The organism is Streptomyces sp. NPDC027189 (assembly GCF_055566975.1).
Window position 1 is genome coordinate 152,944 of record NZ_JBVHRI010000010.1, and the last position, 20,829, is coordinate 173,772.

General features: G+C 70.6%; 16 protein-coding genes and 1 pseudogene. 13 read left to right on the forward strand and 4 right to left on the reverse strand.

Features of this window, described 5'->3' with window-relative positions; translation table 11 throughout:
• Nucleotides 1–123 precede the first annotated feature (123 nt).
• The gene (locus ACZ4RZ_RS24675) at nt 124–702 is read left to right on the forward strand and encodes an adenylosuccinate lyase (RefSeq protein WP_467747598.1); all 579 of its coding nucleotides are present in this window, start codon (nt 124–126) and stop codon (nt 700–702) included.
• Between the two features lie 128 nt (nt 703–830).
• Here ACZ4RZ_RS24675 and ACZ4RZ_RS24680 read toward each other — a convergent pair whose 3' ends face one another.
• From ACZ4RZ_RS24680 to ACZ4RZ_RS24695, 4 genes are all read right to left on the reverse strand, one after another.
• Nucleotides 831–1,367 carry a GNAT family N-acetyltransferase gene (locus ACZ4RZ_RS24680; RefSeq protein ID WP_467747600.1) on the reverse strand — a complete coding sequence of 179 codons (537 nt, stop codon included), beginning with the start codon at nt 1,365–1,367 and terminating at the stop codon, nt 831–833.
• A complete protein-coding gene (locus tag ACZ4RZ_RS24685; RefSeq protein ID WP_467747602.1) occupies nt 1,364–1,762 on the reverse strand; it encodes a RidA family protein in 399 nt (132 codons plus the stop codon). The genes ACZ4RZ_RS24680 and ACZ4RZ_RS24685 overlap by 4 nt, the downstream gene beginning before the upstream one ends.
• Before the next feature lie 60 nt (nt 1,763–1,822).
• Nucleotides 1,823–3,409 carry an alpha/beta hydrolase gene (locus ACZ4RZ_RS24690; protein WP_467747603.1) on the reverse strand — a complete coding sequence of 529 codons (1,587 nt, stop codon included), beginning with the start codon at nt 3,407–3,409 and terminating at the stop codon, nt 1,823–1,825.
• Nucleotides 3,410–3,566: 157 nt separating this feature from the next.
• A complete protein-coding gene (locus ACZ4RZ_RS24695; protein WP_467747605.1) occupies nt 3,567–4,604 on the reverse strand; it encodes an Rv2578c family radical SAM protein in 1,038 nt (345 codons plus the stop codon).
• 195 nt (nt 4,605–4,799) lie between these two features.
• Between ACZ4RZ_RS24695 and ACZ4RZ_RS24700 the strand changes: the two genes are divergently transcribed.
• The 12 genes and pseudogenes from ACZ4RZ_RS24700 (at nt 4,800) to ACZ4RZ_RS24755 (ending at nt 20,804) form a co-directional block, all read left to right on the forward strand.
• A complete protein-coding gene (locus ACZ4RZ_RS24700; RefSeq protein WP_467747607.1) occupies nt 4,800–5,243 on the forward strand; it encodes an SRPBCC family protein in 444 nt (147 codons plus the stop codon).
• A 168-nt stretch (nt 5,244–5,411) separates the two neighbouring features.
• Nucleotides 5,412–7,802 carry an MFS transporter gene (locus tag ACZ4RZ_RS24705; protein WP_467747608.1) on the forward strand — a complete coding sequence of 797 codons (2,391 nt, stop codon included), beginning with the start codon at nt 5,412–5,414 and terminating at the stop codon, nt 7,800–7,802.
• 150 nt (nt 7,803–7,952) lie between these two features.
• Nucleotides 7,953–10,415, forward strand: coding sequence for a SpoIIE family protein phosphatase (locus ACZ4RZ_RS24710; RefSeq protein WP_467747610.1), 2,463 nt, complete (start codon nt 7,953–7,955; stop codon nt 10,413–10,415).
• 172 nt (nt 10,416–10,587) lie between these two features.
• A complete protein-coding gene (locus ACZ4RZ_RS24715) occupies nt 10,588–11,313 on the forward strand; it encodes a class I SAM-dependent methyltransferase (protein ID WP_467747611.1) in 726 nt (241 codons plus the stop codon).
• A 587-nt stretch (nt 11,314–11,900) separates the two neighbouring features.
• Nucleotides 11,901–12,734 (forward strand): M55 family metallopeptidase, encoded by an 834-nt coding sequence (locus ACZ4RZ_RS24720; RefSeq protein ID WP_467747613.1) that lies wholly within the window; start codon nt 11,901–11,903, stop codon nt 12,732–12,734.
• Nucleotides 12,727–14,031: a M20/M25/M40 family metallo-hydrolase gene (locus ACZ4RZ_RS24725; protein WP_467747614.1), complete on the forward strand. Its 1,305-nt coding sequence runs from the start codon at nt 12,727–12,729 to the stop codon at nt 14,029–14,031. The genes ACZ4RZ_RS24720 and ACZ4RZ_RS24725 overlap by 8 nt, the downstream gene beginning before the upstream one ends.
• Nucleotides 14,032–14,040: 9 nt before the next feature.
• Nucleotides 14,041–16,014 (forward strand): S9 family peptidase, encoded by a 1,974-nt coding sequence (locus ACZ4RZ_RS24730; protein ID WP_467747616.1) that lies wholly within the window; start codon nt 14,041–14,043, stop codon nt 16,012–16,014.
• Between the two features lie 67 nt (nt 16,015–16,081).
• Nucleotides 16,082–17,032 carry a S66 peptidase family protein gene (locus ACZ4RZ_RS24735; RefSeq protein WP_467747618.1) on the forward strand — a complete coding sequence of 317 codons (951 nt, stop codon included), beginning with the start codon at nt 16,082–16,084 and terminating at the stop codon, nt 17,030–17,032.
• A 135-nt stretch (nt 17,033–17,167) separates the two neighbouring features.
• Nucleotides 17,168–18,943: a CocE/NonD family hydrolase gene (locus tag ACZ4RZ_RS24740; RefSeq protein WP_467747620.1), complete on the forward strand. Its 1,776-nt coding sequence runs from the start codon at nt 17,168–17,170 to the stop codon at nt 18,941–18,943.
• An 85-nt stretch (nt 18,944–19,028) separates the two neighbouring features.
• Nucleotides 19,029–19,277, forward strand: coding sequence for a LapA family protein (locus ACZ4RZ_RS24745; protein WP_467747621.1), 249 nt, complete (start codon nt 19,029–19,031; stop codon nt 19,275–19,277).
• 23 nt (nt 19,278–19,300) lie between these two features.
• Nucleotides 19,301–19,849 (forward strand): GNAT family N-acetyltransferase, encoded by a 549-nt coding sequence (locus ACZ4RZ_RS24750; protein WP_467747623.1) that lies wholly within the window; start codon nt 19,301–19,303, stop codon nt 19,847–19,849.
• Nucleotides 19,850–19,875: 26 nt separating this feature from the next.
• Nucleotides 19,876–20,804 (forward strand): annotated as a pseudogene (locus ACZ4RZ_RS24755) (arginase family protein).
• Nucleotides 20,805–20,829: the final 25 nt, after the last annotated feature.

Below are 20,829 nucleotides of genomic sequence, written 5' to 3' on the forward strand. Positions count from 1 at the left end.
CGCAAGTACGACGCGAGTGGGTAACTCGCTCGTCTGAGCTTAACCCGCCAGTAACGAGCGCGCCAGCCCCCGAGTTTGTGATGTACGTCCCCGCGCCTCACAGGCTTCTCTAGGCTCGGCGCCATGGACGAAGCGTTGCGATCACTCACGGAGCGTTTACGGACCGAGGCCGGGGCCTCGGCGGAGTACGACCGCCTGCTGGCGACCGAGGACCTCGACGGGCTGGCGGCGGCGCTGAGCGCTCCGGGGCAGCCGCTGTGGGCCCGGGAGCTGGCCGCCTTCCGGCTCGGGGCCGCCGGGGACCGGCGGGCCTTCGAGGCGCTGGTCCTGCTGCTCAACCACCGCGACCCGCAGCGCTGCGCGTCCGCCGCGTACGCCCTGGCGCGGCTCGGCGACCCCCGCACGGCCCGCGCGGCGGCCGCGCTCGCCACGAACGAGCTGCGCGTGGCCTACGCGCTCCACCCGGTACGGCTCCTGGTCGAGCTGCGCGCTCCCGAGGCCGTGCCCACGCTGATCACCACCCTGGAGCGCAGGCTGCGCCCGCACGACCCGTACCGCGGGGTCGCGCTCGCGTGCGTGGAGGGCCTGGGCGCGCTGGGGGACGTACGCGCGAGACCCGTCCTGAACGAGGCGCTGGCGCACCCGGCACTCGCGGAGGCGGCCGTGCATGCGCTGGCGCGGCTGCCGAAGGATGAGGCGTAGGCCTACGCCTGACCCAAGGAGGCGGCGTAGGCGTATGTACCGGTTCAAGGAGACGGCGCAGGTGCATGTGCGGCCCAAGGAGACGGCGCAGGTGCACGTGCGGCCCAAGGAGACGGCGCAGGCGTATGTCAGTCCATTCCGGCGTCGGCCAGCACGCGCACGTACCGCACCTCGGGCACCGCGACCCCGTCCACGTCGAATGGCTCCTCGGCGCCGTCGGGGGCGAAGCCGGCGCGCTCGTAGAAGCGGCGGGCCGGAGCGTTCTCCTTGAGCACCCACAGCAGCATCCTTGCGTGCCCGGCAGCCACGCACCGATCGACCGACTCCCGCAGCAGCGCGCGCCCTACCCCCTCGCCGACCCGGTCGGGATGCACGTAGATCGCGTACAACTCGACGTCGCCCGCGCCGACTTCACCGTCCCGGTACGGTCCGTGGCAGGCCCAGCCGATCACCTCGCCGTGCCGCTCCGAGACCAGGTTCACGATCTCGCCGCCGCCCTGCTCGAAGTACCCGCGCCGGCGTGCCGCGTCCCTCTCCACGCTGAGCGCGTCGAGGTACGACTGCGGTATCAGGCCCTTGTACGCGATCTGCCAGCCTCGGATACGGATCTCGGCCACGCGGGCGCAGTCGTCGAGGGTCATCTCGCGGACCAGGAGCCCGCTCACTCGGCCACCACCGCGTACGCCTCGATCTCCATGAGGAACTCCGGGCGGACCAGACCGGCGACCTGGACGGCGGAAGCGGCCGGGAGCCGGTCGGCGGGTATGTGCGCGTCGCGGGCCGCGCGGATCGCGGGCATGTGGGCCATGTCCGTGACGAAGAAGGTGAGTTTGACGACGTCGTCGAACGTGGCCCCGGCGGCGGCGAGACACCGGCGCAGGTTCTCGAAGACCTGACGGGCCTGGGCGGCCGGGTCGCCCTCGCCGACGAGCTTGCCGTTCTCGTCGAGGGCGAGCTGTCCCGAGACCGCCACGAAGCGGCCGGTACCCATCACGACGTGGGTGTACGCGGCGGCGGGGGCGACCCCGTCGGGGGCGGGAATGCGCGTCAGCTCACTCATGCGTCCATGGTGGACCATGGGTCTGACAACGCCCCCGACGGGGCACTGCTCAGCGGGGGTTCAGCTCCGGAAGCCGAGCAGCCCGTGCAGCGCGGAGCCGCGCGAGGTGGTGGAAGCCGCCTTGGTGGTGGTCAGCGGCTCCGGGTCCGGCAGTGTCTTGCACACCGCGTCGATCTCGCCACCGCTGTGCGGCACCCTGCCGCTGGTCAGATACGTCGCCAGGTACTTGTCCAGGCAGGCGTTTCCGCTCAGCGTGATGCCGTGGTTGCCGCCGCCCTGCTCGACCACCAGGCTGGAGCCGCGCAGCAGGTGGTGGACGGTGACACCACCCTCGTACGGGGTGGCCGCGTCGTTCGTGGCCTGGAAGAGCAGCGTCGGGGGCAGGTCCTTGTTGGAGACGTCCATCGGCTGGAGTGAGCCCGTCGGCCAGAAGGCGCACGGCGCGTTGTACCAGGCGTTGTTCCAGACCATGAAGGGTGCCTTGTCGTACACCGCCCAGTTGTCCTTGCGCCACTGGTTCCAGTCGCGTGGCCAGGACGAGTCACGGCACTGCACCGAGGTGTAGACGCTGTATCCGTTGTCGCCCGAGGCACCGACGGCGCCGAAATTGCTGTACGCCTCGACCAGCGGGTCGGAGTTCTTGTCGTTCACATAGGCCGCGAACGCCTCGGCGAGGTGGGGCCAGTAGCCGTTGTAGTAGCCGCCGGGGATGAAGGTGTCCTCCAGTTCGGAGGCGCCCACCTTCTTCTCGGCGCGCTTCCTGGCGAGCGCCGCGCGCATCGCGTACCACTTGGCCTCGACCTTCGCCGGGTCGGTGCCGAGCTGGTATGTCGCGTTGTGCTTGGCGACCCAGGCCAGGAAGGCCAGGTGGCGGTCGTTGAAGGCGTAGTCCTGTTCGATGTTGTCGTCGTACCCGACGCCGGTGGGGTCGACGATGGAGTCCAGGACCAGGCGGCGTACGCGGTTCGGGTAGAGCTTCGCGTACACGGCGCCCAGGTAGGTGCCGTACGAGTAGCCGAAGTAGTTGATCTTCTTGGCGCCCAGCCCGTTCCGGATCGAGTCCATGTCCCGGACCGCGCTCACCGTGTCGATGTACGGCAGCAGGCTCGCGTACTTGGTGCCGCAGGCCTTGGCGAAGGCCGTGGCGCGGTCGAGGTTGGCCCTCTCCATGGCCGGCGTGCTGGGGACGGTGTCGGGGCGTGCCGGGTTGAACTGCCCGGGCTTGCAGGCCAGGGCGGGCTCGCTGGCGCCGACACCGCGCGGGTCGAAGCCGATGACGTCGTACTGCGCCGCCACTTTCTTCGGTAGCGACGACGCCACGAATCCGGCGAGTGTGAGACCGCTGCCGCCGGGTCCGCCGGGGTTGACGAGCAGCGGCCCCTGGTACGTCTTCGCGGTGTGCGGGACGCGGGACAGGGCGAGGGTGATCAGCCGGCTGTGCGGGTTCGAGTGGTCCAGCGGCACCTTCAGGGACGCGCACTGGAGCCTCGGATAGTCGCTGGTGCCGCACTTCTTCCAGGTGAGTTTCGCGGTCTGGGTGGTGCGCGGTGCGGTCGCGGAGCCGACGCTCGCGTCGGCGGGGATCGACGTGATCATCCCGGCCACCACGGCGGCTGCCCCGCAAAGAGCAGCTGCGCGTTTATTCATAAAGCCTCCCCAGGACGGAGGATTTTGAGCCGTGCAGGCCACGGCCCTCGCCGCATCGTCCCGGAAAGGGAGCCCGGAAGAACTCGTTCTGAGGAGACTTGACCCGATTGAGCCGCGGGATGCGCTCGGATGCCGTCAGGGAAGATTCGAAGGTGCGTCAGAGCAGCGTGAGCTGAGTCGGCTCCGCCGGCGCGGTCGGCTCCGCGGGGGTGGTGATCCTGCGGGGCATCCCCGCGTGCGTGGGGCCGATGCCGTACTCCTCGGCCAGCTCGTGGACCTGACGGGTGATTCGGCGCTGGTACCACTTCGGGGCGTACGCGCCCTCCGCGTACAGCCGCTCGTAACGCCGTACGAGATACGGGTGATGGCGCTCCAGCCAGGCCATGAACCACTCGCGGGCGCCCGGGCGCAGGTGCAGTACGAGCGGGGTCACCGAGGTGGCGCCCGAGGCCGCGATCGCCCGTACCGTGGCGCGCAGCTGGGCCGGGTGGTCGCCCAGGAAGGGGATCACCGGGGCCATCAGGACACCGCAGCCGATGCCGTGGTCCGTCAGGGTGCGCACGACGTCCAGGCGGCGCTCCGGCGCCGGTGTGCCCGGCTCGACGGTGCGCCACAGGTCGGGGTCGGTGAAGCCCACGGAGACGGAGATGCCGACGTCGGTGACCTCGGACGCCTGCTTCAGGAGGTCGAGGTCGCGCAGGATCAGTGTGCCCTTCGTGAGGATCGAGAAGGGGTTCGCGTGGTCGCGCAGCGCGGAGATGATGCCGGGCATCAGGCGGTAGCGGCCCTCCGCGCGCTGGTAGCAGTCGACATTGGTGCCCATCGCGATGTGCTCGCCCTGCCAGCGGCGTGAGGCGAGCTGGCGGCGCAGCAGGTCCGGCGCGTTGACCTTCACCACGATCTGGGAGTCGAAGTCGAGTCCCGTGTCGAGGTCCAGATAGCTGTGCGTCTTGCGCGCGAAGCAGTACACACACGCGTGCGTGCACCCCCGATAAGGGTTGACCGTCCACTCGAAGGGCATGCGGGAAGCCCCCGGCACCCGGTTCACGATCGAGCGCGCCCGGATCTCGTGGAAGGTGATTCCGCGGAACTCCGGAGTGTCGAAGGTCCGGGTGGTCACCGCGTCCGCGCCGAACAGCGCGGCGTCCCGGGCGGGGTCCCCGGCGGGGTCCACTGTGAGGTTCTCCCAGCGCATGACGCCTCCTCGATAGCACTGGACACAGAATAGAACACATGTTCCCTTGATCGTGCGACCTCCTTTCCCGCGGCACCTCCGGGCGGCTCCCGGTGGCCGGTCCACGCCCTACGCGGACCCCGATTTGGGCGGCCGGGCCGCCTGGTGGTTGGCTGGCCGCACACCCCCGAGGAACCAATTGCTGGAGGAAGTGCCATGGCGCAGGTCGAGGCCACGACGGAGCGGGTCATCGCGGCGGACGCGGAGGCGGTGTTCGACGCCCTGGCCGACTACAGCGGCACGCGCGCGACGCTGCTGCCCGAACACTTCAGCGAGTACGAGGTGCGCGAGGGCGGCGACGGCGAGGGCACCCTCGTCCACTGGAAACTCCAGGCCACCAGCAAGCGCGTCCGCGACTGCCTGCTCGAGGTGAGCGAGCCCACCGACGGCGAGCTCGTGGAGAAGGACCGCAACTCCTCGATGGTCACCACCTGGCGGGTCACCCCGGCCGGCGAGGGCAAGTCGCGCGTCGTGATCACCACCGTCTGGAACGGCGCGGGTGGCATCGGCGGCTTCTTCGAGAAGACCTTCGCGCCCAAGGGTCTCGCCCGGATCTACGACGCGGTGCTCGCCAAGCTCGCCACCGAGATGGAGAAGTAGTCCCACGCGGTCTGCTCGCCAAGGGGCGGCCGCGCAGGGTCCGTTGGCGCCTCACCGTTTCGAGTGGACCTCCCTGTCGCGCGACGACACGCCGTAACTCGTCGCGCTTACTCGCAGTTGTCGCGATAAGCGGGAATTGTGCAGTGGGCGCGACGAGGGGAGCGGTACGTGGGCGGGATCACTCTGGTGAAGGACCAACCGGCTGCCGCGCCCCCGCAGGACTCCACCGATGCGACGGCCGAGCTCGCCCAACTCGGCCCACGTCACGTGCGGTTGGTCTTCTTCGGACTCATGCTCGCCCTGCTGCTCGCCGCCCTGGACCAGATGATCGTGGCCACCGCGCTCCCGAAGATCGTCGGGGAGCTGCACGGCCTGGACAAGATGTCCTGGGCGATCACCGCCTATCTGCTCACCTCCACTGTCGGACTCCCGGTCTACGGCAAGTTCGGTGATCTCTTCGGCCGCAAGGGCGTCTTCCAGTTCGCGATCGCCGTCTTCGTCGTCGGCTCGGCGCTCGCCGGATGGTCGCGCACCATGGAGGAGTTGATCGCCTTCCGCGCGATCCAGGGCGTCGGCGCGGGCGGCCTCATGATCGGCGTGCAGGCGATCATCGCGGACATCGTGCCGCCGCGCCAACGCGGGCGCTTCATGGGCCTGATCGGCGCCGCGTTCGGCCTCGCCTCGGTTGCCGGCCCCCTCCTGGGCGGCTACTTCACGGACCACCTCTCCTGGAGATGGTGTTTCTACATCAACGTGCCCTTCGGCCTCGTCACGCTGGCTGTCGTCACCGTCGTGCTGAAGCTGCCGAAGCCCGCCGCCAGGGGCCGCCTCGACCTGCTCGGGGTACTGCTCCTCGCCGCCGCGTCGACGTGCCTGGTGCTGCTCACCAGTTGGGGCGGCACCGAGTACGCGTGGGGCTCGCGGGTCATCCTGGGGCTCGGGGCCGGCGCGCTCGCCGCGACCGTCCTCTTCTTCGTCGCCGAGCGCTTCGCGGCCGAACCCCTCATCCCACTGCGGCTGTTCAAGGACGGCGTCTTCAACACCACCGCTCTGGTGGGCCTGGTCATCGGCGTCGCCCTCTTCGGGGCCGCCAGCTACCTGCCGACCTTCCTGCAGATGGTCGACGGAGCCAGCGCCACCGAGTCCGGACTGCTGATGCTTCCCATGATGGGCGGCATCGTCGGCGCCTCCGTGGCCTCCGGGCAGCTCATCAGCCGCACCGGCCGCTACAAGTTCTATCCCGTCCTCGGCAGCGCCCTCTCGGCCGTGGGCATGTGGCTGCTGTCGCGCCTCGAAGTGGACACTCCCCGGCTGCACTACAGCATCTGGATGGCGGTGCTGGGCGCGGGCATCGGCATGGTGATGCCGGTCCTGATCCTCGCCGTGCAGAACTCCGTACGACCGGCCGACCTCGGCGCGGCGACCAGCGCCAACAACTACTTCCGGCAGATCGGCGGCAGCGTCGGAGCCGCCATCTTCGGCACCCTGTTCGCCCATCGGCTCACCGACGCGCTCGCCGATCGTCTCCCCCCGCGCGCGGGGGCCGGCCTTCCGGACTCCGAGTCCCTCACCCCACAGCTCGTCCACGCGATGCCCGCCGCCCTGCGCGACGACTACATCGGGGCCTACGCGGACGCCATGCCGCGGATCTTCCTCTACCTCGTGCCGGTGCTGGTCCTGGGCCTGCTCATCGCCTTCTTCCTCAAGGAGAAACCTCTGGTGTCCCACAACACCCCCACCGCCGACCCGGAGTCCGCCCAGGTGAACGCCCAGATTCCGCGGACCCGTTCGGCGTACGCGGCCGGAGTTCCCGTCTGCGGCACGGTGCAGCACCCCGACGGCACCGTCGTGCCACGCGCCGCGCTCACCCTCATCGATGTCGCGGGACAGCAGATCGGGCGGGGCGCCAGCGGCGAGGACGGGCGGTATGCGCTGTCCACGCCCGGCTCGGGGTCGTACGTCCTGATCGCCGCGGCGGGCGGCCACCAGCCGCAGGCCGTCTCGGTGACGGTCGGCGAACGCCCCGTGGAGCTGGACGTCGTCCTCGGCGGCGCGGGACGCCTGGCCGGAAGCGTGCTGACCGCGGACGGCACCCCGGTGCGCGACGCCACCGTCACGCTCACCAATGTGCACGGTGAAGTGGTGGCCACCACGCGCAGCGGGCGCGAAGGCGGCTATGTCATCACGGAGTTGGTGGCCGGTGAGTACACCCTCGCGTCCAGCGCGCCCGCGTTCCGCCCGGCCGCGCTCCCCGTCACCGTCCAGGCCGCGCGCGAGACCCGCCAGGACGTCGAACTGGCCGGTGGCGCCGTACTGCGCGGCACTGTAAGGGCGGGCGGCGGACGCCCCGTCGAGGACGCGCGCGTGACGCTCCTGGACGCCGCGGGCAACGTGGTGGACACGCTGACCACCGGCGCAGACGGAACGTTCCGGTTCGTCGACCTGTCCTCCGGTGAGTACACCGTCATCGCGGCGGGCTATCCGCCCGTGGCCACTGTGCTCCAGGTCGCCGGGGGTGGCAGGACGGAACGGGACTTGCAATTGGGGCACGAAGACTAGGCAGATGGGGCGTTGTGCGGCCCGTTGTGCGCCGGAGCCGCCCCTGGAGAGGTCAATTCCCGTGTTGCCACACATCGCGACGGGTCGCCGCCGTACGGTAGTGGAGGCGGCACAGATCTTGCGGAGCCGTGGGGAGAAGGGGCCTGGGCCATGGATCGTGGCACCGAAGTGGGCACAGCTCCCAGCCGCGAAGCTGGGAACGGCGCGGCGGAGCACGCCGCCGTCGGCCGCATCCCGCTGGCCGTGGTCGTCGTGGACCGCGACGGCGTGGTGTCGCACTGGAGCACCGGCGCCAGGCGCCTGTTCGGCGCCCCCAAGGAGGACGCGGTGGGCCGCCCCGCCGTCGACCTGCTCCCCGTCTCCGGCGCGCTCCCCGAGGACGCGGACACAGCGCCCTACGGGGGCTACGCCGCGTACGACGGACTCGGCCCCGACCTGGAGTCCTCCCTCGACGGGCGGCTCTCCTACCCGGCCGCCGGGCGCGCCCGGCTCACCGCGGTCGGCAGTGAGCGTGTGGACGTCCTGTGGTGGGCGTACCCGCTGGTGGGCCCGGGACGGGAGCGGCTGCTCGTGCTCGCCGCCGACGCGGGCGCGATGCGCCACGAGGGCCCCGATGCCGACGAAGCGGCCGTCGAGCGCATCGCACCCGGCTTCGCGCTGCACACCGACTTCCCCGGCGCCGAGGAGCTGGCCCGCAGACTGCCCGAGATCCTGCCCAGCATGAGCGTGGGCGAGAGCGCCCGCATCGTCTCGCAGGTCCTCGAACTCGGCTATCCGGTCCTGGAGTTCAGCCAGAACGACCGGGTGCCCGTCACCCCCGACTGGGGCGTGCCCCGGCGAGCCGAGCGCAAGGCGCGTCGCGAGCGGGCGGCCCGGGCTGCCGCCTCCGGCGAGCCCGTGCCCCAGGACGTCCGGGACGAGGGCGAGGACCTCGAATACGTCGCCGTGCGCGAGCGCCTGGAGTTCCTCAACGAGGTCAGCGGCCGCATAGGCACCTCTCTCGACCTGGCGCAGACCATCCTCGAGGTCAGCCGGGCCGTCGTGCCGCGCTTCACCGATGTGGCGGGCACGTACCTGCGTGAACAGGTCGTCGCCGGTGAGGGCTTCCACGAAGGGGTGCCCGACACGACCACCATGTGGCACCGGGTCGCTCTGGAGCACACGGACGAGCCGGGTCGCTGGGACGACGTCGTACCGGTCGGCGAGGCCATGCCCTTTCCGGCGCACACACCGTTCTTCCAGTGCATGACCACCGGTGAACCCGTCCTCGTACCGCGGATCAGCGAGCAGATGGGGCACATGATCGCCGCGCAGTTCGAGAAGCGCGACATCAGGCCGCTCATCACCAACCGCTCCATGCTCGTCGTGCCCCTGAAGGCCCGCAATGTGGTGCTCGGTTTCATGATCCTGCTCCGCCACCCCGAGCGGGTCGAGTTCAACAACATGGACCGGGTCACCGGCGCCGAACTCGCCGCCCGCGCGGGCCTCGTACTCGACAACGCGCGCATGTACACGTACCAGGAGAGCGTCGCCGAGACCCTCCAGGACAGCATGCTGCCGCACATCTCGCCCCGCATGTCCGGGTGTGACATCGCGACCCGCTATCTGCCCGGCACGCTCCTCGGGCGGGTCGGCGGCGACTGGTTCGACTCGGTGAAGCTGCCCGGCTCCCGCACCGCCCTGGTCGTCGGCGATGTCATGGGGCACGGGCTCAACTCGGCCGCGATGATGGGGCAGTTGCGCACCGCCGTCCAGACCATGGCCGCACTCGACCTGCCGCCCGCCCAGCTGCTGCGCAACCTCGACGACCTCGCTCAGCGGCTCGGTGACAACTACCTCGCGACCTGCCTGTACGCCGTCTACGACCCCATCGCCGGCGAGCTGCACATCGCCAACGCGGGCCACATCCCGCCCGTCCTGGTCCGCGCCGCCGACGGGTACAGCGAGCTGCTCGACCTGCCGACGGGCGCGCCCATCGGAGTCGGCGGAGTCCCCTTCGAGGCGGTACGCGTGCGCGTGGCGCCCGGCGACCGGCTTGTGATGTGCACCGACGGACTGGTCGAGGTGCGCGGCGAGGACATCGGCGTCGGCCTCGCCACGCTCTGCGAGTCCGCCGCCCACCCGGCCGCGTCCATGGACGACGCCTGCGACACCATCATCCGCGCGCTGAACACCCGTGGTGGCCGTAAGGACGACGTCGCCCTCCTGATGGCCCGGCTCAATGGCATCGAGCCCGAGGACGTCGCCGAGTGGCGGTTCGCGCTCGAACCCCTGGAAGTGGGCAGGGCACGCGCCGTGGTCCGCGAACAGCTGCATGTGTGGGGCCTGACCGCCCTCGCCGAGAGCGCCGAGCCGATGGTCAGCGAACTCGTCACCAATGCCGTACGGCACGCGCACAGCCGCCAGATCGAGCTGCGGCTCGTCCGGGGCGACACCTTGCTGTGCGAGGTGGACGACGACGATCACACGCTGCCGACGCTGCTCAGCGCCGGGCCCGGCGACGAGTTCGGGCGCGGCCTGCGCGTCGTCAGCACGCTCGCCCGCGAATGGGGGACCAGCCGGACCAGCGCGGGCAAGACCGTGTGGTTCGAACTGACGCTGCCGCGACGCTGAGCCCCTCGTGCGACGCCCGGGAGGGAGGGGGCGCGGGCGGCGCGCGGAGGCGCACGGTATCGAATGCGCCGTGAAGGAATGCGCCATCCGCTTGTCGCTTCGCGCCGGGCGCGATAAACCGTTCTGGCCTGCCAGGTCCCGGCGGGCCGCAGTCGCAACCTGGGGAGCGGGCATGAGTGTGACGAGTCGGTACCGAGAAGCCTGGGAGGGTTTCTGGCGCGAGGCCCCCGAGGAACAGGGGGCGGTCTTCTGGGACGCCGAACCCGCGCTGACGGTCGGCGTCCACCTCCCCCTCTTCGAACCGTACTTGACGGCTCGTGACCTGCCGGTCGTGGACCTCGGCTGCGGCAACGGCACCCAGACCCGCTTCCTGGCCGACCGCTTTCCCCACGTCGTCGGCGCCGACCTGTCGGCCGCGGCACTCGACCACGCCCGCCTTGCCGACCCGGCGGGCCAGGCCGGGTACCGGCTGCTCGACGCGGCCGAGAAGGCCGAGGCCCAGACGCTGCACGCCGAGCTCGGCGACGCCAACGTCTATATGCGGGGCGTGCTCCACCAGGCCGAGCCGGACGACCGGCAGCCGTTGGTGGACGGCCTGGCGACGCTGGTGGGGGAGCGTGGCCGGGTCTTCCTCGTGGAACTCGCCGAGGCCGCCGGACTCGTGCTGAGGGGCCTGGCGCAGAGCGCCGACGGGCCGCCGCCCAAGCTCGCTCCGGTCTTCCGGCACGGCATCGCCCCCGGCGAGGTCGCGGACGCCGCGGTCCCCGAGTACCTCCGCGCCGCGGGCCTCACGATCGTGGCGAGCGGCGAACTCCCCCTCGTCACCACCGAGTACACGGCCGACGGCTCGCGTATCGAACTTCCGTCGAAGTGGCTGGTGGCGGGGCACGCTGCCTGACAGTGGGCGGATCAGTGGAGCGCGCGAGCCTTTGCTGGGCAACTCGCTGCTGCAGGTACACGAAGGAGTGATGTGGCTGGTAGGGCTCACGCGCAGGCTTACAGAAAGACCGATTTCGTATGCCCTGAAGCCGATGCAGACGTGAGAAGTCGTGCGAGTCCCTGGCTGCAGGACCGCCGCAACTTGTGGCCGAATTGTCCATTTCGGTCGGGGTTGCCTGCGTGAGCTGTTGATGTGGCGTAGCTCCGGCAGCCAGCTGCACGGCGGGCCGGCCGTCGAGCCGGGCGAGGGCACAAGTCGGGCGGAGGAGTGCTTGCCGCAAGGGGAACCTGGCGGTGGCGCTCGGGGCGTGGATCCTCGACGTACGACGAGTCCGACTGCCCGGCGACGCCACCCACCTCCCGGCCTTGAGCTCGGTGCGGGGCAGACCTCCTGTCCGGGGCCGTACCAGCCTGCCGCGAATCGCGGTGGGTGACTTCGCCGGGGAAGCCTGACAGCCGGACTCGTCGTACACCGTCTGCTGCCGTGCATTTTCAGCGAATCGGGCTCCTGGCCCGCCTCTGCTTTCCCGCGTAACGTGACGAGGCATGAAGATCCTCATCAGCGCCGACATGGAAGGCGCCACGGGTGTGACCTGGCCGGCCGACGTGGTGCCGGGGACTCCCCAGTGGGAGCGGTGCCGCTCGATGTTCACCTCGGACGTCAACGCCGCCGTGCTCGGCTTCTTCGACGGCGGCGCCGACGAGGTGCTGATCAACGAGGCCCACTCGACCATGCGGAACCTGCTCCTTGAGCGGCTGGACGAGAGAGCGGAGATGCTCACCGGGCGGCACAAGTCGCTGTCCATGGTGGAGGGAGTGCAGCACGACGACGTGGACGGCATCGCGTTCGTCGGCTACCACGCGGGCGCCGGCATGGAGGGCGTCCTCGCGCACACCTATCTGGCGAACTCCATCACCGGCGTGTGGGTGAACGACATACGGGCCAGCGAGGGGTTGCTCAACGCGCATGTCGTCGCCGAGTACGGGGTGCCGATCGTGCTCGTCACCGGCGACGACGTGGCCTGTGAGGACGCGCTGGGATACGCGCCCGAGGCGCTGAAGGTCGCCGTCAAGGACCATGTCTCGCGCTACGCGGCGGTTTGCCGTACGCCGTCCAGGACCGCTGCCGACATCAGGGCCGCCGCCAAGGAGGCGGCGTCGCTGGCAGTGCGTCACGAGCCCGTCGTCGGCGGTCCGTTCACCGTCGCGTTGGAGTTCGACGCCGAGCACTTGTCGATGGCCGCCACCGTCGTGCCCGGTGTCAAGCGCACCGGGGAGCGGAAGGTGGCGTACACCAGCGACACCATGTACGAGGGGATTCGCACCTTCAAGGCGGTCACCACGATCGTCTCGGCCGCGGTGGAGGAGCAATATGGCTGACGCGCTGGCTCTCGACGAAGTCGTACGGTTCACGTCCGACCTCATCCGTATCGACACGACCAACCGAGGCGGCGGGGACTGCCAGGAGCGCCCGGCCGCCGAGTACGCCGCCGCGCGGCTTTCCGAAGCGGGCCTGGAGCCCACACTCCTGGAGCGCACGAAGGGGCGTACGAACGTCGTCGCCCGCATTGAGGGCACCGACCCGTCCGCCGACGCCCTGCTCGTCCACGGCCATCTGGATGTCGTGCCCGCGCAGGCCGAGGACTGGAGCGTGCACCCGTTCTCCGGGGAGATCCGCGACGGTGTCGTCTGGGGGCGCGGCGCGGTCGACATGAAGAACATGGACGCGATGATCCTGGCCGTCGTTCGCGCGTGGGCGCGCGGTGGGGTACGCCCTCGCCGCGACGTCGTCATCGCGTTCACCGCCGACGAGGAGGCGAGTGCCGAGGACGGCTCGGGGTTCCTCGCCGATCAGCACCCCGGACTCTTCGAGGGCTGCACGGAGGGCATCAGTGAGTCGGGGGCCTTCACCTTCCACGACGGCGGCGGCAGGCAGTTGTACCCGATCGCGGCCGGCGAGCGCGGCACCGGCTGGCTCAAGCTCACCGCACACGGGCGGGCGGGGCACGGCTCCAAGGTGAACCGGAACAACGCGGTGACGCGGCTCGCCGCCGCGATCACCCGGATCGGGGCGTACGAGTGGCCGCTGCGGCTCACCCCGACCGTGCGCGCGGCACTGACCGAACTCGCGGCTCTCTACGGCATCGACGGTGATCTCGACGACGTCGACGGCCTCCTGGAGAAGCTCGGTCCCGCCGCCGCGCTCGTCGAGGCGACGGTGCGCAACAGCACCAACCCGACCATGCTGAGCGCCGGTTACAAGATCAACGTCATCCCGGGAGAGGCCGTCGCCTACGTGGACGGCAGATATCTGTCCGGCGGCGAGGACGAGTTCCGCACCACCCTCGACCGGCTCACCGGACCGGACGTGGAGTGGGAGTTCCACCATCGTGAGGTGGCTCTTCAGGCGCCGGTGGATTCGGTGACGTACGCGAAGATGCGCGCGGCCGTCGAGGAGTTCGCGCCCGAGGGCCATGTGGTGCCGTACTGCATGTCGGGCGGCACGGACGCCAAGCAGTTCTCGCGTCTCGGCATCACCGGATACGGCTTCGCGCCGCTGAGGCTCCCGGAGGGCTTCGACTACCAGGCGCTCTTCCACGGCGTCGACGAGCGTGTGCCGGTCGAGGCGCTCCACTTCGGCGTCCGCGTCCTCGACCGCTTTCTGCGCACGGCCTAGGGGGACGGGATGCAGAGCCTGGCATACGGTTCGTGGCCCTCGCCGATCGACGCGACGCTCGCCGCCGCACACGACGGGCACGCCGAGTTCGTGGGTTTCGTGGGCGAGGAGGCCTGGTGGACCGAACCACGGCCGACGGAAGCCGGGCGGCGCACGCTCGTACGGCGCAAGGCCGACGGCACGGAGGAGTCGGTGCTGCCGGCCCCCTGGAACGTACGCAGCCGCGTCATCGAGTACGGCGGTCACCCCTGGGCCGGGGTCATGCGCCCCGACGGCCCCCTGGTCGTCTTCGTCAACTTCGCCGATCAGCGGCTGTATCTGTACGAGGCCGACGGCGAGCCACGGCCGTTGACTCCTGTATCGCCCGTGGGCGACGGACTGCGCTGGGTGGACCCGCAGTTGCGGGTGGAGCGCGGTGAAGTGTGGTGCGTCCTGGAGGAGTTCACCGGAGACGGGCCGACCGACGTACGGCGGGTCGTCGCCGCGGTGCCCCTGGACGGGTCTGCCGCACAGGACCGAGACGCCGTGCGGGAGCTGACCGACGGCCGGCACCGGTTCGTCACCTGCCCCCGGCTCTCGCCCGACGGCCGGCGGGCGGCCTGGCTCGCCTGGGACCACCCGCGGATGCCGTGGGACGGGACGGAGGTGGTCCTCGCGGACGTCGCCGCCGACGGGACGCTGCGCGCCGTGCGGTCCGTGGCCGGCGGCCCGGAGGAGTCCGTCGTCCAGGCCGACTGGGCCCCCGACGGAACGCTGCTGTATGTCAGTGACCGCACCGGCTGGTGGAATCTGTACCGGCTCGGCCGGGACGGCGAGGAGGACGCCGTCTGCCCGCGCGAGGAGGAGTTCGGCGGCTCGCTGTGGCGGATCGGGTACCGCTGGTTCGCACCGCTGGAGAGCGGGCTGATCGCCGTCGTGCACGGGCGGGGTGCCACCGCGCTCGGGGTCCTGGACCCGGAGACCGGCGAGGTCGTCGACGCCGCGGGCCCCTGGACCGAGTTCGCCCCGACGCTCGTCGCGCACGGCAGCAGGATCGTGGGCGTCGGCGCCAGCCCCCGCAGCGCCTACGAGGTCGTCGAGCTGGACGCCCGCACCGGGCGGGCCCGGGTGATCGGCGCCGCGCACGACGACCCGGTGGATCCGGCGTACTACCCGGAGCCGCAGATCCGCACCTTCACCGGACCCGCGGGGCGCGAGATCCACGCGCACATCTATCCACCGCACCACCCCGACCATGTGGCCCCCGGCGACGAGCTGCCGCCGTACGTCGTCTGGGCACACGGCGGTCCCACCGGCAGGTCGCCCCTTGTCCTCGACCTGGAGATCGCCTACTTCACCTCGCGCGGGATCGGCGTCGCCGAGGTCAACTACGGGGGTTCGACGGGACACGGGCGGGAGTACCGCAACCGGCTGCGCGAGCAGTGGGGCGTCGTCGACGTCGAGGACTGCGCGGCCGTCGCGCTCGCGCTCGCCGAGGAGGGCACCGCCGACCGACTGCGGCTCGCCATCCGCGGGGGCAGCGCGGGCGGCTGGACGACCGCCGCATCCCTGACGAGCACCGATGTGTACGCCTGCGGCACGATCCTCTATCCGATCCTCGACCTCGTCGGATGGGGTTCGGGGGAGACCCACGACTTCGAGTCGCAGTATCTGGAGTCGCTGGTCGGGCCGATCGCCGAAGTGCCCGGCCGGTATGTGGAGCGCTCGCCCTCCGAGCACGCCGACCGGATCAACGTGCCCTTCCTGCTGCTCCAGGGACTCGACGACGCCATCTGCCCGCCGGTGCAGTGCGAGCGGTTCCTGGCCAGGCTGGAGGAACAGGGGCGACGCGTTCCGCACGCCTACATCGCCTTCGAGGGGGAGGGGCACGGCTTCCGGCGGGCCGAGACGATGGTGCGGGTGCTGGAGTCCGAACTCTCGCTGTACGCACAGGTCTTCGGGCTGAACCCGTCCGGTATCCCCACCTTGGAGCTGGCCAAGTGAAACCCTTCGGCCGACGTTCGGGCCAGAACTTCGATCGGGACTTCGAGCAGGATCTGGAGCACACCGAGTGACCTCACCGACCCCCCTGACCCGGCCCGCACGGCTCGCCGCAGGGGCCCGCGTCGCCGTCGTCGCGCCCAGCGGACCCGTGCCCGAGGAGCGGCTCCAGGCCGGTCTCGACATCCTGCGCGGCTGGGATCTCGAAGCGGTCGTGGCGCCCCATGTCCTGGACCGGCACGGCGAGTTCGACTACCTGGCGGGCACGGACGCGGACCGGGCCGCGGACTTCCAGGCCGCCTGGTGCGACCCGGACGTCGCCGCGGTCCTGTGCGCCCGTGGCGGGTACGGCGTGCAGCGGATGGTCGACCTCCTCGACTGGGACGCCATACGGGCCGCGGGGCCCAAGGTGTTCGTCGGGTACAGCGACATCACGGCGCTGCACGAGGCGTTCGCGACCCGTGTGGGCCTCGCGACCCTGCACGGACCTATGGTGGCGGCCGTCGACTTCCTCAAGAACGCGCGGGCGCAGCAGCATCTGCGGGCGACGCTCTTCGAGCCGGAGTCGGTGCGGACCATCGCGTCGAGCCAGGGCACCGCGCTGGTGCCGGGACGAGCCCGGGGCGTGACCCTCGGCGGCTGTGTGAGCCTGCTCGCCGCCGATCTGGGCACACCGCAGGCGCGTGCCTCGGCCCGGGGAGGGCTGCTCCTGATCGAGGACATCGGCGAGGAGGCGTACCGGCTGGACCGGATCCTGACCCAGCTCCTGCGGGCCGGATGGCTCGACGGCGTCGCCGGGATCGCACTCGGTTCATGGGTGGACTGCGGTCCGTACGAGGGGTTGCGCGCGGTCTTCGCCGACCGGCTCGGCGGCCTCGGTGTGCCCGTCGTCGAACACTTCGGGTTCGGGCACTGCGAGGGCGCGCTCACGATTCCGTTCGGGCTCCGGGCCGAACTCGATGCGGACGCGGGTACGTTGACGCTGGACGAGCCCGCGCTCGTCCAGCAGGCCCTTCACTGAATCTCCGTCAAGAAAGACTCGGTAGGGTGATTGACCTCGTCTGACACGTGTCACAGCATGACTACCGGCCGGTAAGTACCGGCCGGTAGTCGGGTTGTCCTCAGTGTGGAGGTCTCTGTGTCCCGTCGCTCGCGTGTGCCCAGATCCCGTTCCCGTGCCTCGCTCGCCCTGGCCCTCGGTGCCGTGCTCAGCGCACCGCTCGCGTTCACCGCGCCCGCCTCGGCCACGGGCCAATACACCGTCACCGCGCTGAAGTTCACGGTCCAGGCAGGTGGCCGCACCTGCACGATCGACGCCGATGTGTACCGGCCCGCCGGCGTGGACCGCGAGCACACCGCGCCTGCCGTGCTCGCCACCAACGGTTTTGGCGGCAGCAAGTCGGACGGCTCGACGGACGCGATCGGCAAGGCGTTCGCGGCACGTGGCTATGTGGGGCTCGTCTACTCGGGGCTCGGCTTCGGCAGGTCGGGCTGTCTGATCTCCCTCGACGACCCGCGCATCGACGGCGTGGCCGCGTCCCGGCTCGTCGACTTCCTGGCGGGCACGCGGGCCGCCGACGACGGCACCAGGGCCGACTACGTCACCCGGGACGGCAAGGGTGATCCGCGCGTCGGCATGGTCGGCGGCTCGTACGGGGGCGCCATCCAGATGGCCACGGCCGCCGTGGACCACCGTGTGGACGCGCTGGTCCCGCTGATCACCTGGAACGACCTGGCGTACTCGCTGGACCCGAACAACACGGTCGGCGCGACCGACGTGCCGGGCGCCTTCAAATGGCAGTGGGCCAACGGCTTCTACCTGATCGGCGAGAGCCAGCCACTGACCGCGCCGAACCTCGACCCCTCCCGGATCAACTCCCTCGCCTGCCTGCACTTCGTGACCGACGCCTGCGACACGGTGCGGACCCTGAACTCGGGGAGCTACCCGGCCGCCAGGACCGGACCGCTGCTTCGCTACGCCCGCAGCGTGTCGCCTGTCTCGTACCTGCGCAACGTGCAGGCGCCGACCCTCCTCGTCCAGGGACAGGCCGACAGCCTCTTCAATCTCAACGAGGCGACAGCGACGTACAAGACGCTCAAGGCGCAGGGCACCCCGACGAAGCTGATCTGGCAGTCGTGGGGGCACAGCGGCGGGCTCACCGACCCGGCGAGCGGTGAACTCAACCTGAGTCAGGGCAACTTGGAGACGAGCCATGTCGGCAGGCGGATCCTGGCCTGGTTCGACCGCTATCTGCAGCACCGCAAGGGCGTCGACACGGGGCCGGCCTTCGCGTACTACCGCGACTGGATCGCCGACCCGAACAACACGTACGCCACGGCCTCGCGGGTGCCCGCGCTCAGCCAGAAGCTGTACCTCTCCGGGGACGGCAAGCTCGTGGACAACCGCGAGAAGGTCGCGCGCGGCAGCCGGGAGTACCGCAACCGGCTGGTGGCCACGAGCCACTCCGAGAGCTCCCTCGCCGGGCTCGTAGGGCTGCCCGACCCGGCGCCGTACGACACCGCGGGCACCTACCTCGGCTGGACGAGCGAGCCCCTGACCCGGGCGGTCGAGGTGGTCGGCGCGCCCAGGGCCACGCTGAAGGTCGTCTCGCCGAAGACCGAGCGCGTGCAGAACTCCGGCAACGCCGCCGACAAGCTGGTCCTCTTCGCCAAGCTGTACGACGTGGCGCCCGACGGCACGAAGACGCTGGTGCACCGGCTGGTCGCGCCGGTGCGGGTGCCGGACGTGACGAAGAGGTTCACCATCACGCTGCCGGGGATCGTGCACCGGTACGAGGCAGGGCACCGCCTCCAGTTCGTCGTCGCCGCCAGTGACGACGCGTACTTCGGGAACAAGGGGGTCAAGCCGGTGACGGTCACCAGCGCGCCCGACGACACCGGGGTGCTGCGGCTGCCGGTCGTCGGGGACTGAAGGCTCGGCGCACGGGATCGGCCCGGGATCACCCGGAGGAACCTGTCACCGCGCGGGCCGGCACCTCGCGACTCATGCTGAGCGCATGAGCCCGAAGACCTCCGAGAGTGCCGGCGCGAGCGGCGGGACGAGCAGCGGCGGGCTGCTGACACCCGGCAGGCTCAGTGTTGCCACGCTGGCCCTGCTCGCCCTGATCTTCGTCTTCGAGAACACCCGCCGTACCGAGATCCGGCTGTTCATTCCGGAAGTGACCATGCCGCTGTGGATGGCACTCCTCGGTACCGGGGTGATCGGCGGCCTGTGCGGGGCGTACGCCGTGAAGCGCAGAGGCTGAGCGCGCTCGCGTAGGGTGACGGGATGCCTGACAACGTCCGCTATCTCGCCGAAGGCCCTCGTGTGGGCATACGCCACTTCACATACGAGGACGGTGCGGAGTTCACCGCCAGGGCCCGGGAGAGCAAGGATCTGCACCAGCCGTGGCTCTTTCCGCCCGCCGGCGCCGACGCCTATGCCGCATACGCGCGGCGGCTCATCGAGGATCCGACGAAGGCCGGGTTCCTCGTCTGCGAAAGGGACGGAGGCGGCATCGCCGGGTTCATCAACATCAACAACATCGTCGAGGGCGGCTTCCTGTGCGGGGCGCTCGGGTACGGCGCCTTCGCGCACGCGGCGGGGCGCGGGCTGATGGCCGAGGGGCTCGGGCTCGTGGTGCGGTATGCCTTCGGAAAGATGGGGCTGCACCGGCTCGAAATCAATGCGCAGCCGCAGAACGCCGCCTCCATCGCGCTCGCCCGGCGCTGCGGCTTCCGGCTGGAGGGCTTCTCGCCGGACTTCATCTACATCGACGGGGCCTGGCGGGACCACGAGCGGTGGGCGATCACGGCGGAGATGGTCTCTTCCCGCTGAGCTCTTCTCGAGTGAGGATGGGCTCCATGCGGAACATCGTCGTGCTCGACGCCCCGTCCAACCTGGGCCTGCGCCCGCCCGCGCCCGGAACCGTCCCCGGCTGCTACAAGCTCGCCGGTGCCCTGCGCGAGCAGCGGATCGTGTGGGGGTACCTCCCACGCCTTTAAGGCAGTGGGGGAGGCTCGGCGCGCTGGAGGGCGGGGTCGTCGTACCGCCGCGCTACGACCGCGGCGACTGGCAGGAGGGCGACGGAGTCTTCAACGCGGCTGCCATCGCCACGTACACCCGCAAACTCGCCGACCGCATCGAGCACCACGTGCGCGCCGGTGACCTCCCCGTCGTCCTCGGCGGCGACTGCTCCATCCAACTCGGCGCCTCGCTCGCGCTGCGCCGCATCGGCCGGTTCGGGCTCGCCGCTGTCGACGGCTCCGCCGACTTGCGGCACCCCGGGAACTCGGACCGGATCGGTGCGGCCGGCGGCGAGGAACTCGCCCTCGCGACCGGCCGCGGCCAGGACGACCTGACCGATCTCGAAGGGCTGAAGCCCTATCTGCAGGACGAGGACGTACGGCTCTTCGGCATCCGCGACTACGACACCGATCGGGACGAGCTCGCCGCGCTGAAGATCCCGACGGTGACCGTCGGCGAACTCCGCGAATGGGGCGCGGACGCGATCGCGCGGGCTGTCGTGCAGACCCTCGAACTCCCGCACCTCGACGGCTTCTGGGTGCACCTCGATGCCGACTGCCTCGATCCGAGTGTCATGCCGGCCGTGGACAGCCCGGACCCCGACGGACTGCTCTCCGACGAACTCATCGCGCTGCTGCGCCCGTTGGTGACCTCCCCGCACTGCGTCGGCCTCAACGTCACCATCTACGACCCCGATCTGGACCCGGAGGGCAGGGCGGGGGAGCTGCTCGCGGACCTGGTCGTCGCCGCCTTTGCGGAATCCTGACCGGATCCTGACGAGCGGAGACCCT